The sequence below is a fragment of the Legionella pneumophila subsp. pneumophila str. Philadelphia 1 genome (assembly GCF_000008485.1).
Taxonomy (GTDB): Bacteria; Pseudomonadota; Gammaproteobacteria; order Legionellales; family Legionellaceae; genus Legionella; species Legionella pneumophila.
The window spans coordinates 35,044-48,152 of record NC_002942.5 but is presented as its reverse complement, the minus strand read 5'-3'; the positions used below and the strand labels follow the sequence as shown (position 1 = coordinate 48,152).

Genomic DNA, 13,109 nt, shown 5'->3' with positions numbered 1-13,109 from the left:
GAAAAAAATTACTTTTATTTTTAAAAAGTATCTATAAAAATTTTTTTGCAGCATATAATACTTATTTTTTCAATGAAATTAAAGCCTTACCTTTCTCAGAAGAAGCGCATTTTCATTGTTTATCAGCCTGTTAAGTAAAAAATGGATCCGATAACTCACGGTGCTTTAGGTGCCGCTTGTGCACAAGCGGCTTTAGGAAAATATGACAAGAGAATCCCCTGGCAAGCAGGTGCCTTAGCAGGGATGGCTCCGGATTTGGATGTTTTTATTCGTTTTAGCCAAGAACCATTGAGCCTTGAGCAATGGCACCGTTATCTTACGCATTCCTTAATGTTTATCCCAATTGGAGGTCTGATAGTTGCACTGTTTCTATTGTGTTTTTCACAATATAGACAATATTGGAAAATAACCATTGGAGCCTCTCTCGTTGGTTATGCAACTCATTGTTTATTGGATTCATTGACTTCTTACGGCACCGTTTTGTTTTGGCCCTGGAGCGATAGTCGTATTAGTTGGGATATTATTTCTATTATTGATCCCGTATTTACCTTACCTCTATTGCTAGGAACAGCCTGGTCAGTCATCTATCAAAATCAAAAGGCAGTAATTGCAAGCCTGTTTTTCTGCATTTTATTTCTGATTTTTAATACGATATTACATAATCGCGCTGTAGATGGCATTCACCAATACGCTACGACTAATAACTTCAAAATAAACCATCCTCGTGCCCTGCCTAAATTGGCCAGCTCTACTTATTGGCGCATCATAGCCAAGCAACAAGATTGTTTAATTATCGCGGAAGCGAAAACGTCTCTTTTTTATCCAACCACAATCAGACTGATTCGGCAGGCTTTAAGCTTTAATGAATCAATGATTCCTTTTGCTTTGTCATCCGGACAAAAAAGTGATTTGGCTACATTTCACTGGTTTACTGATGGATTTCTAATTGTTGCCAATAAAAATCCCTTAATCCTCGCAGATGCGAGATACACGATAGATGACAACCCCATATTCTCCCTATGGGGAATAGAGATATTGCCAGGGCAAGAACATATTAATAAATTAAGCTTGCCTAAAATCAATGAATATTGTGAATCGCCAGATAGCGAACGCTATAAGGAGGACGGACTAAACTAGAAACAATTATAATTAATAAGCTCATTTTTTATTTTTTTCAAAAACAACATAAGAATCATAAATAAATAGAGATTTAAATTTATCCCAAAATTGTTTCCCGCAAATAAAAAAGCTTAAAGCAAACATCGTTGTCCAAATAATTTCCACCCAATAATAATAACTTCCATAGGCTAAGGTAATTTCTTTTACAAACACCTCCAGCAACCCTATAACCAATGGAAAGGCAAAGAAAACCAAACCTAAACGATAACGAGTCTTTGAGACTTTTTCCTTAAAAAGGATATTTTTAATTTTTTGCTCGATAAGGCCATACACCTCTTTTCCAAGTAAAGCGATAGCTAAGACTATCAAAATTTCTGGAAGACCAAACACTAACATTGAAGATAGAAACCCCTTTATCAGCACTGAGAAATTGGATTGCACAATTAATGGGATCAGCAAAGGACATACTATCGCCAAAATTAAAAGAACAATACCCAGATAAAAACGGAACCGAAATTTCAAGATGGTTACTCCCACTATTTACCTTACTTACAAATAGTAATCCATAAGAAGATTGACTATCTACAAAATGAATAATTAATTCTTGCAATTTTAAATAAAGCCTTGCTCATCCGTTTTCGCCCTATAAACCACCCGACGCCATACAATTGGACTCTATGACGCTTAAAACTCTTGCATTGTATTTATTTTACAAAATGTCATTTTATTGTTATCAAAATAAAGCTTTTTGTTTATAATATTGACAATTTATTTAAGGAATGCTTATGGCCGCAACAATTCCCCATATTGAAACAATTACTTTTACCGACTGGTTCCTGGCAATCATTGACACTCCAGACATTCCCATCGATGAAATTGAAATCAGAGTAGCTGAAGGCTTTAAGAGAAAATTGACAGAACGGCAATTTCAACAATTAACGGAATTAATCCATTTAATTAGTTTCATTAAGCACAAGAAAATCTCCAATCCTACCTTGGCTCTCCGCATCTATGTTGATGAAAATACGAGCTCTCTATCAAGAACTGCTTTGGTTGAAGCAGTCAGGATGCTTCCACCTGAAGATAATAAAACCTATGAGTTAGCAGCCTATTTGGCTCAAAAAAACAAACTGGAACGATATACTAACATAACGAAAGTGCCTCCTCTGCAAATTTACCAGGGGGATGGCGTATTTGAGCAATACGATGAATGGATTCTTCTTTTTGAACTGTTTGGGTTAACCCAGGCAACGCCCAGCGATTTCATTCCTGCCATTGCTCATTTATTAATCACCAAGAATCTTGGTATTCCTGATCTTAGGGCACTTTCAAAATTTATGAGCACTACGCATAAACTAGGCATATTAAGCCAAAGTTTTATGAATAATATGACTCCCCATTTATGTAATGGGCAAATCATAGAAAAGTATGAGTCATTATTGCTTAAATTACAAATTAACGATTTGTTAACTGAGGAAATTCTGGAAGTGATCTATCCACTCCTCAATCAACCAGATGCTCTTGACGCTTTTTTTTCACTCTATCATGAAGAACCATCGCACGACAGCGCTCTGTCTTTCTTGAGAGAAATTTTGCCATCCTTTTGCGCAATGAGCCTCCCCAGTAAAGAAAGCTATGACGATCAGGTACCAACAAACACGCCTTTGCATCTGGCCGTTATTGAGAGTGATAAAGGGAATCTGGAACGGACATTAGCCTTTGCCAATCGCAATTTACTAATAAAATGCTCTTATGAAAATACAGCACTTTTATTAGCTTGTAAACTTGCTGATAAAGAGTCAGCCCGATTGATTTTAGCGAAAATGCAGGAATTAGGCTGTGATGTCAATCAAAGAGATCATCATGGCATGACCGCGCTGCACTGGGCTAATTTTTATCATTTTGATGAGCTAATCAGGGAGCTAGAGATTGCTGGGGCGGATCCCCAATTAAAAGCAGCCAATGGAAAAACTTGTGAATATTTCTATCAACATCAATTCACTTTGAAAGATTTAAAATTAAATGGCAAAGAAATCATTGATGGTGAATTCAAGTTAAGTGATTGTGCGCTGACGGATATTGCTTTCCATATGGATAAAATAGCCTTAAATTTAAAATTAACAACACCATCCGAGATTGCAGAACTGTACGCAAGGGATGAAATAGCACAAATTCGTTCAAGCAACCGGTTCTATTTGTTTTTTAAATTATTCCGGCCAAAATTAATCAATTGGTTAGAGAAGCAAAATGACCTGGAGCCTCAAGTGACTTATCGTTTCTCAGGGCAAAGTTCTTCTGCTTGATATCATTAACTTAACAAACCCAGTACAACTAGCAATTTACTTGCTCTGTTCTATACAAGGTAAAGCGCCCTGATTTATGAAAAAATATAAATCTAACCGTTCTTTTATTTTTCAAAAATAAGGCTAAAATAATAAATAACTATATAAAAAGGATATTTAAATGGTTCGCCTCAGAATTTATTTATGTTCTTTGCTACTGGTTATTCCCTTTTATAGAGCCTATGCTCTTAATTTGACCATAGGGACCTTATCTTATAATCCTCCGTTTGAAACTCAAGTCAACGATTCTTCCAAGAAAAATGAGTTTTATGGTTTTGAAATTGAACTCATGGATGAGATTTGCGAGCGCATCAATGCAAAATGCCAATACAAGCCATTGTTATTTGAACAAATTTTAGCTGAAATTAATTCTGGTGCAATCAATTTAGGCATTGGTAGCATTAATATTACGCCTGAAAGAAGCGAACGATTTTTATTCAGCCTTCCCTACAAAGCCAGCTATCACCAGTTTCTTATACCATCTAACTCGAATATAAAAAAAATTGACGATCTCAAAGGAAAGACTATAGGAATTCATTTAGGTTCACCTACTGCCGATTATTTAAAAGCCTACTTTAACAATAATATTCAATTTAAATATTACGAAACATTTATGGATTTACTTAATGGGCTGACAGATCCGCAAGTTAGCGCAATAGTGACTAATAGCGATCAAGCGCAATACTGGGCATCGAGTACACCGGACTGCAAGTTATTGGGCGACAGTTTTCCTTTTGGAGTAGGATTTGGAGTTGTCGCGAGATTAGATCAAGCAGAACTGATTGAAAAAATCAATCAGGCATTAATTGAGATTGAAAATGATGGGACTTACCTTAAAATATATAACCTCTTCTTTCAACCTTAAGTATTATTTCGACCGACAAAGGACTCCAGTGCTTAATAAATCTATTGATTTTTGTCTATAATCTGAGAAACAATAAAAGGTTAACATCATTCTATCAATACTATAAAAAATGACTCTCAGCTATTTTATAAAAAAATTGAACAATAAAATAAAAAATATTGACGATGGTTTCTCAAACCTGATGTGCAGTAACTTTTTAAATCTTTTTAAATAATGAATTATCAATACTCTCCCAACCTAAAGAAAAAATTCCTGCTCGCATTGACTACTTTATTTATTGTACAAATGTTCTATTTTGCCACTGTTAGAGCATCAACAAGGGATACTCAATTATGGACACTTATGAATGCGATAGGACCAATCAATAAGCAACATCGCAAAATAAGATATTGGCTTGAGATACAAGATAGAGTTGGTGAAAATATTTCGCAATTGTCCCAACTAATATTACGCCCTGGCATAGGATATGAACTCTTGCCTACAACAACTATATGGCTCGGATATGATAGAATTTACACTGCGCAACCATTTGCCAACCCTCCTGTAAACGAAAATCGAGTTTGGCAACAATTATTGTGGAGCAAGGAATATACTCGCTTAAGACTTACTGCTCGTTCGCGTTTGGAAGAGCGCTTTATCCAAAGAGCTACTCATACCGCCTGGCGGTATAGACAATTATTTAAAACCAGTATTTTTATTCCCAAACACCCTAAATACGCAGCCGTGATTAGTGATGAAGCTTTTTTTCATCTGAATGACTTCAATCTTCAACGTAATCAAGGCTTTGATCAAAACCGTTTATTTGTTGGCTTAGGTTATAGAACCAGTAAAAACAGCACTATAGAGATTGGGTATCTCAATCAAATGATTAAACGCGTAAATAACCCTGACTATCGTGGAGATTATTTATCCATGGCTCTATTATTAACAGAATAAACAAGCGTACAAAACAAACCATTACTTTCAATAGTTTGTTTGAGAAAAATTGATTTAATTAAGTAGAACAAACTGCTTGCAATTCTTGATTACCCAAGTTAATCAGATTAATTTGAGTCCCTGATTCTGCACTAACCGAGATACTGCTGTTATTTTTTATTGTAATAAAAGTTCCCTGGCCGGTTGAAAGGCTTTTACCATTTACTTTGCCATTGTTCTTTAAAACAATGATTTTTATTTTACCATTAACCTTCGTGCTGCTCTGTACGTTACAGGTCGCATTCAAAGTCCATAAAGTGCTATTTTTTAGCGTCTTGGTTTCGTTAGGGCTAAGTCGTATCGTTTTTTGAGCATAAGTTGGGAAGCTTAATAAACCAATTGAGATACATATCAACAAAGTAAAAAATTTAGACATGCTACTTTCCTTCTCCAGAATCTAAAGCCCAACTATTTTAACGCAATATGTATACATTATATACAGATTCACTTAAGATTTTATTAAGCCCGTTTATAAATTTTTTTTGAAGTGCCCCATTCAGCAATCAGTTCTCATGGATAAATTGATTTAATTGGTTTGCAATTTTTTCTTTTTTAGCAAAAGAAGAATCATACGTTGTTACCAAAGGAATAGGTGGCTTATCTTTTAGAGCGATGGCAAGTCTATAAGTTTTCGTACCTCTGCTCCCAAGTGACTCTTCGACTATTATTTTATCTACATCAGAAAACGATAATTTGGTTTCCTCTGTCTTAAACAATCCCTTTCTTTTGATTACAATTGTTTTTAATATTCTGTCAAAATCAGTAATTGCTCCTCTAACGGTAAGCAACAGAGCACCCACCAATAGAAAAAAAACGGATAAGCCATACATCCACCACGAGGCTGGATAACTCACTTTAAAAGTTGTTTCCAAGCTATTACTTATGTAGTTATTGATGCTGTTGGCAGCAATTTCTTTATCGTCACGCCCGCTGGAACTGCTCCCCGTCAGATTGACTGGACCTTGAGCCGTTAACAAATCCACATAATAAAGCGTATTTCCTTTACTTGAGCGACTGCTTTTAACTACAGCTGCTTTTAAATCACCTAACTCGGTGCTGGAGTGATATAAATTATAAATTCTGCTGTGTAAAACACATTCCTTAGCCAAATGGTATTGTTTGTTTTTGCAAACGAGGGTGTATTCCATCATTAAAATAAGCATTGTAAAAAGACTTGCTACAAGAAACAAAACCGCGAACAGATATATAAGCCACATGCTGATGATGAGGCGCATCTTGTTTGTGCTGATAGAGTGTAGTTTCATTTCATATTATTGCTAATAACTTATTTTAAATATAGCAACAACTTTCGATTATATGTAATAGTTAATACCATTAGTCAACGTGAAAACCATTCCATAATGACCTAAACAAAACCACAAAGGGGCTATTTTTCTACTAAATGCTATTTTTTGCCACAAATAAATCTGGCTTTTAAAAAAAATATGTTATTCTTTCCAACATCACTGATTCGTACTTAATCAAAGTGGCGAATTTATTTTTTATCATTTAACAAAAGACTTTAAATATGGGATGGACTGATCGATTTTGGAATGCGTATCGCGTGGTTACTAATACCGTAATCGAAGGCGCGGCAAACTCTTTAAATGCAGCTGGATCATTAGCTTGCCTGCTCGGAGGCGCTGGGGTCTCTCTCTCTTACTCCATGTCTGAAACAATAAAAGCAGGGTACTTCGGATCAGTTGGGGTAGCAGGCACAGTTAATTTGGATGTGACTGCAGTAGAATTTAATTATGGATTTAATCAAACCATTCCTTTTCGCAGAGATTTACTGGAAAAATCCGACGGTGGCAGTTATGCATTGAATGATTTTGCCAATCCAGGTACTATTTTTATGATCAGTTCGCTGGCTATTCTTTCCGGAACCACTTTAAGAACTTTTGGGGCTAATCTTAAAAAATGGCAACAAAACAGAGAAGACAAACACCACTTTATTACCAAGTACGGCACTGACCTGGAACCCCCTTCTTACAAAGAATATCTGCATGTCAACGCAGAATCCTTCTTCAATTCTTTGGCAATAGCCTCATTCAGCAGTCTTTTGGCAAAAAATGTTCTGGATTTTTCAATTAAGGATTTATCGAAATATCATTTCACTTATCCTTTTAATGGAACAAATATAACTGGCTCAGTGAAAACGCCTGATTATACTGGGCCAGTTACATCAGAATTTTTCCCCCTTGACTTTTTTGTGTCTCAAAATACAACCATCCACACAGATTATTTGAACCTGATAGTCAATGAAAAAGTGAAGGCCAATGCAATGACCAATGTCACTTATGGTGGGGGAGTGCATTTAGAGCCCAACCACCAATCAAGCGCCCCCCTTCTGGCTGCTTCTGCAACTATTGGTATCAGTACCTATTTGGCAGGCACTTTTTTTGGCAAGAAAATCCTGCGAGAACGTGATGAAAGACTTCAACATTCAAGATCATCGAGCTATTCCATAGTTTCAGGCACTTTTTGGGATAATAAACATGACATAGAGGCAAAAGGCGATACAAAATTCGAACATAGCCATTCATTACAGTAAAGAATAGCCTAAGTCTCCTCCATGTAATATATTGCAATGAAAAAAATAAAACGGAGTTTTTCATGGTATTTAAATCAAGGTTAGTTGGCATTATTTTATTGTGCTTTTCAAGTATTACTGGATGGTGTCTTTCTCAGTCCCCTGAAGAAGATAGAATCATTGTTTCAAACTGCCTGTATGAGCAATTAAAAGACAAAGCCAGGTTAATTGCGCAATCGGATCACTTTAGCTTCATTGCCATTCCAATTGATGAAAATATTACCAATACTCTACAAAAAATGAGACCAGTTTGTGGAAATTACCTTAATGCTGAGCCATATATCCAACAAACCTCCAATCGTTTTCTCGATTCGAAAAAATTATTGGATAAACTGACCAGCTACCACTCCATCTCAACCGCAAACCCATACCCGATTAATCATGAAGCACAAGTCCATAGTTTGTTCGAACAAATTGACCCGGCAAAAATATGGCAAACCAATCAGCATTTAACCAGTTATATCAACCGCTCTGCCAAATCCAGAACGGGAGTAGAGGCTGCACAATGGTTTAAACAGCAATTTGATACCTTAGCTCAAGATTATGGAAGAAAAGATGTAGAGAGCTACTTCGTCAAAACCGGAAATAAATTTATACAACCCTCAGTCGTCACTGTAATTGGAAAAGATAAACCGGGAGAGGCCATTGTTATAGGGGCACATATTGACACACTGGACGGCAATATGCCTGGTGCCGATGATGACTCTAGTGGAATATCCGTTGAACTTGAAATGGCAAGAGTGGTATTTTCATCGAACTTTGAGCTCAATAGACCAATTTATTTTATAGCTTATGCTGCTGAAGAAAGAGGACTTATCGGCTCTGGATATGTGGTACAAGATTTTTTACAGAAAAAAATTCCGGTGAAAGCAGTAATGCAGTTAGACCAGGCAGGATACAGGGCTAACGCCAAGGACCAAACGATTTGGCTGTTAAAAGATTATGTAGATAAGGGTTTAACTGAATTTACAGCAGAATTATTAACTCGCTATGTCAAAACTCCTGTTGGCTATACTAAGTGCGGTTATGCATGCAGCGATCATGTGAATTGGACCAATGAAGGCTTTAAAACCACCTATCCGTCTGCAACTACTTTAGACGATGATAATCCTTATGTTCATACCTCCAATGATACTTTGGATATTCTGAATCTGGAACATATGGTTAATTTCACTAAATTAGGCCTGGCCTTTATTGTAGAGCTTGGTTTAAATTAGCGATGAAAGCAATAGAGCTCGTGCCAATTTAACGGTGCTCTGTAATGGGAGTTTATTAATGAAAACAGAAGCCTTACTTAGCTGGCTAAATGTAGAAAGCAATGAATCCTATGATTCTATCAGAATAAAGTATCAACTAAGACTTGAAGCCTTAGAGAAAGAAGAACGTATTAAAAAAATGGGAGGTATCAATCCTTTTGCGCCTAAAATACCCCTTAACAACCCCAGGATAATCACCTCCAAAGAAATACAAGAGGCATGGGCTGCTATTGATTCTCTCAGCAAGTACCAACAATTCAAAGGACTAGTGGCTCAAGAAGAAAATTTATCCACTATCCCTAACAAAAAAATGGATAGCAAGAGAGAGGAAACAAAATTAACCCACTTTGTAAGAGAACGGGCACAAGGCCCTCGGGGAAGACGCTTACCCGCCCATTTACAAGCTAAAATTAAAAGAGTCTCTTTGGACAAACCACACAGTAAGCTAATTACTGAAGGGGCCGAACAACAAATTAATGCAATTTTAGACAAAACCACCTTGTCAGTGAGTGACTTGCAATCTGCTGTTTACACCGCAGTGCAGAATTATACGAATTATCACATGAAATCCGAAAATAAAAATAATCCCAAATACAACAGAGGACAAGGTGATGGTTTTTTCAGTTTTTTTCGCCATGGAAGCTTTGGAATCACTACAGCGAATAACCTATATACTTCCATCAACGCAAAAAATGCTACTTTAGATGAAACCATAGAAAAATTAAAAGATTTTTTAGGCCATTCCTCCAGAGCATATCATCATCATTCTTTCACATCTTACCTGGCTGATGCACTTGCTGAGAAGGGACTATTAACATCCCATCCTGCCAGCCGGTATAAACAAGAAGACGTAGTGAATCAGCTTGACCAATGGATAGCACAAAACTCAACTGTTAATTTTTTAAAATGATAATGGCAAGGGTAGTCTGTTTTTTACTCCTGAAGTAAAAACAAATAAGTTAGAATCCGCCACCGACATCCGTGCCAAATCTTTAAATTAGGCACGGCAGCTGGTACATTTTTACTTATTCATTAAATAAAACAAAAATTTATCCCCACTCAAAGGCTTGGAAAAATACCATCCTTGTACCATATCGCAGTTCATTGAGCGCATTAACTCCAGCTGTTCTGCTGTTTCTATTCCTTCAGCAATAACCGATAATTTCAGATTGCGCGCCATAGTTATAATACTATTAATCAAACTTAACTCATTATGATTTGTATTTACACCCTGGATAAAAACCCGATCAATTTTTAAATTTTTGAACGGATAGGACTTAATATACTGCAGGAAAGAATAACCCACCCCAAAATCATCCAAAGAAAAATGAATGCCCATGTCACTTAATTTGTTTAATTGAGATAAAATGAATTTTGAATCATCAATAAATGCCGATTCTGTAACTTCAAAAATTAGAGAATCTGCGGATAATTTTGTTCTTTTCAAAATGAGTTGCACCTTATGAATAAAATCCTTTTGCTTTAATTGTAAGGTAGAGATATTCACCGCTACTTTTATCTTGCTGCCGGTAATAAATTCCCACTCTTTCGCTTGTGTGCACACCTTATCCAAAATCCAATAACCCAATGGAATAATCATACCGGTCTCCTCGGCCAAGGGAATAATCTGATCAGGATTAATTTGACCTAAGGTTGTATTCTGCCAACGTAGCAAGGCCTCCGCAGCGACGACCTTATTTTCCTTCAGCTCAATGATCGGTTGGTAGCAAATATATAACTCATTACGGGTAAACGCCTGATGTAATTCCGTCTTAATACGGATATGGTTATTTGCCCCCTCAATCATGGTATTTTGAAATACCGTCCAATTATTTTTGCCCCGTATCTTGCTCTGATACATGGCTGTATCTGCATTACGCATTAACGTTTTGGCGTCCTTGCCATGCTCAGGATATATTGCAATTCCTATACTTGTAGATACCAATAGCTCTTGTGATTCAATAACAAAAGGCTGAGAACAAATTTCCCGGCATTTTTTTGCGATACTTTCAGCATCTTTATCCTGCATGATGTTTTCTAAAATCATCATAAATTCATCACCACCTAAGCGTGCAATAGTATCGGTTTGCCGTATCATAGATAGAAAGCGCTCCGATAACGCTTTTAATAATAAATCTCCGATGGCATGCCCTAAAGAATCATTAATCTGTTTAAATTCATCTAAATCTAAAAACAGCACCGCCAATTTTTGATTGTTGATGTGGGATTTTGAAATAGCTCGTTCCAATTTATTAACTGCATAGAGACGATTGGGAAGGTTAGTTAAATTATCAAATGTTGCCTGGTGTTTTAACATTTCCTCGTAGCTTTTCTTCTGAGTCACATCCTCCATAACAGCCAGATAATGAGTTATCTCTTCATTATCATTACGAATTGGAGAAATAATTGCTGATACCCAAAAATGCTCTCCGGATTTGTTTTTATTCAGCAACTCACCATGCCACTCTTCCCCATTGGCTAAGTGTTCCCACATGGTTTTATAAATTTCATGAGGAGTTTGGCCTGACCGTAAAATTCTTGTATTTCCACCAACCAATTCTTCTTTGCGATAACCTGTTTGCTCTATGACTTTTGCATTGACATACTCAATGGTTCCCGTTTTATCAGTTATTATGACTAAAACAGGGCTTTGCTCTAACGCTCGTGTTAATTTTCTTATAGTTGCTTCAGAGCGTTTTTGAAGTGTAATATCCCGTACGATAGCCAAAACCAATTTCTCCCCAGTCGCATTAAAAACTGCCAAACGAACGTCAACAGGAAAAGTTGTGCCATCTTTTCTGCGGTGCATGCCTTCTGTATTAATGGGGCCCTTTTGCACATTTTCCCACAACTGATTTAAACTTTCCTGAGAAAATCCCACTTCAATATCCCAAACATAGGAATTAATTAATTCTTCCCGACTATAATTCAAAGACAAACAAGCTGCTTCATTAACTTCTAAAAATGCTCCCTGCAAATTATGGATAAAAATACCATCCGCTACAGCATTCATCAGATTTCGATATCGTTCTTCACTGATTTTTAGTTGATTGAATCGGTGTACTTGTTCCGTAATGTCTTGTTTAATTGCTATATGTTGGGTAATTCGCCCCAATTCATCATCCATCACAGGAACGATGATGGTTTGAGCGACCCAATAGCTGCCATCCTTTTTTCTTGAGCGTATTTGCCCCTTCCATGTATTCCCTGATTTAAGGGTTTGGTTTATTTCTTCAAACAACTGAGCGTCTTCGACCGGTGAGCGCAATAAGGACGCCACTGTTTTATTCATTGCTTCACGGGCATTATACAAAGTGATGTTCTCAAAAGCGGGATTAACATATTGAATGACAGCCTCTTCATTCGTTATTTCGACCGAGTCGCCAGCTTTTTCCAAAATAGTGGTCAGCAGCTTTTCCCTTTTTTTATTCATCAATTTGGCTAAAGACAGGTTTAATAAACCCAGAATATCTTTAAAAAAAGGCATTAGCATTTCAAAGTTACAATCAATAGAATCAAACCAAAAACTAATACAAAATAAATTATCTTGATATTTATCAAGGCAAATATCGATACGCTGCTTTAATTTTTCTTCACAATGCTTCTTGAGCTTTGTCTTATATATTTTTAAAAAATGCCAATCCGAAACTACAGCTAAAAATTTCTCCAATTCCTTTGGCGCATCAAATTTTAATCCATTAGATGCCAGAATATTAATATGACTGCCATCATGATGCCAAACTGCGGTGATTGTATTTTTTAATAAGGGATGCTTGCCAAGTAATTTCAATCCACTTAAGCTTAAAGTATGTAGGGTATTTTCATCATAACTCAATTCAATCAATTGGCTTATTAAGCCTCGTTCTAACAGGTTAAGATGGCTGAAATTATCTCCTGAAGCAATATGATTTAATGGATGTGGCTTTTTACTCTTCCTCATTTTATCTATCATGTGCCAA

General features: G+C 36.4%; 11 protein-coding genes. 7 read left to right on the top strand and 4 right to left on the bottom strand.

Translation table 11 applies throughout. The features are described 5' to 3' along the window. Positions 1 to 141 precede the first annotated feature (141 nt). Entirely contained in the window at positions 142 to 1,137 is a 996-nt protein-coding gene (locus LPG_RS00195) for a metal-dependent hydrolase (RefSeq protein WP_010945802.1), read from the top strand. Positions 1,138 to 1,158: 21 nt separating this feature from the next. Here the strand turns inward: LPG_RS00195 and LPG_RS00190 are convergent, their stop codons facing one another. Beyond that, the gene (locus tag LPG_RS00190) at positions 1,159 to 1,641 is read right to left on the bottom strand and encodes a transporter suffix domain-containing protein (RefSeq protein ID WP_025862422.1); all 483 of its coding nucleotides are present in this window, start codon (positions 1,639 to 1,641) and stop codon (positions 1,159 to 1,161) included. Between the two features lie 257 nt (positions 1,642 to 1,898). Between LPG_RS00190 and ankQ the strand changes: the two genes are divergently transcribed. The 3 genes from ankQ to LPG_RS00175 all read left to right on the top strand — a co-directional run bounded on the left by ankQ (position 1,899) and on the right by LPG_RS00175 (position 5,262). Further along, on the top strand, positions 1,899 to 3,422 hold the full coding sequence (ankQ, locus tag LPG_RS00185; RefSeq protein WP_010945800.1) for a Dot/Icm T4SS effector AnkQ/LegA10: 1,524 nt from the start codon (positions 1,899 to 1,901) through the stop codon (positions 3,420 to 3,422). Positions 3,423 to 3,582: 160 nt separating this feature from the next. Further along, a complete protein-coding gene (locus LPG_RS00180) occupies positions 3,583 to 4,326 on the top strand; it encodes a transporter substrate-binding domain-containing protein (protein WP_010945799.1) in 744 nt (247 codons plus the stop codon). A 213-nt stretch (positions 4,327 to 4,539) separates the two neighbouring features. Beyond that, a complete protein-coding gene (locus LPG_RS00175) occupies positions 4,540 to 5,262 on the top strand; it encodes a DUF2490 domain-containing protein (RefSeq protein ID WP_010945798.1) in 723 nt (240 codons plus the stop codon). A 58-nt stretch (positions 5,263 to 5,320) separates the two neighbouring features. On the opposite strand, the gene LPG_RS00170 is transcribed toward LPG_RS00175, so the two are convergent. After that, positions 5,321 to 5,677, bottom strand: a complete 357-nt coding sequence (locus LPG_RS00170; protein ID WP_010945797.1) for a hypothetical protein — start codon at positions 5,675 to 5,677, stop codon at positions 5,321 to 5,323. A 127-nt stretch (positions 5,678 to 5,804) separates the two neighbouring features. Further along, positions 5,805 to 6,566 (bottom strand): hypothetical protein, encoded by a 762-nt coding sequence (locus LPG_RS00165; RefSeq protein WP_010945796.1) that lies wholly within the window; start codon positions 6,564 to 6,566, stop codon positions 5,805 to 5,807. Positions 6,567 to 6,829: 263 nt separating this feature from the next. Between LPG_RS00165 and LPG_RS00160 the strand changes: the two genes are divergently transcribed. The 3 genes from LPG_RS00160 to LPG_RS00150 all read left to right on the top strand — a co-directional run bounded on the left by LPG_RS00160 (position 6,830) and on the right by LPG_RS00150 (position 10,060). Further along, entirely contained in the window at positions 6,830 to 7,855 is a 1,026-nt protein-coding gene (locus LPG_RS00160; protein ID WP_010945795.1) for a hypothetical protein, read from the top strand. A 62-nt stretch (positions 7,856 to 7,917) separates the two neighbouring features. Beyond that, positions 7,918 to 9,111 carry an aminopeptidase LapB gene (gene lapB, locus LPG_RS00155; RefSeq protein WP_010945794.1) on the top strand — a complete coding sequence of 398 codons (1,194 nt, stop codon included), beginning with the start codon at positions 7,918 to 7,920 and terminating at the stop codon, positions 9,109 to 9,111. 58 nt (positions 9,112 to 9,169) lie between these two features. Beyond that, positions 9,170 to 10,060 (top strand): hypothetical protein, encoded by an 891-nt coding sequence (locus LPG_RS00150; protein ID WP_016356696.1) that lies wholly within the window; start codon positions 9,170 to 9,172, stop codon positions 10,058 to 10,060. Positions 10,061 to 10,171: 111 nt separating this feature from the next. On the opposite strand, the gene LPG_RS00145 is transcribed toward LPG_RS00150, so the two are convergent. Further along, complete coding sequence (locus tag LPG_RS00145) at positions 10,172 to 13,102, bottom strand: sensor domain-containing protein (RefSeq protein WP_016356695.1); 2,931 nt, start codon at positions 13,100 to 13,102, stop codon at positions 10,172 to 10,174. Positions 13,103 to 13,109: the final 7 nt, after the last annotated feature.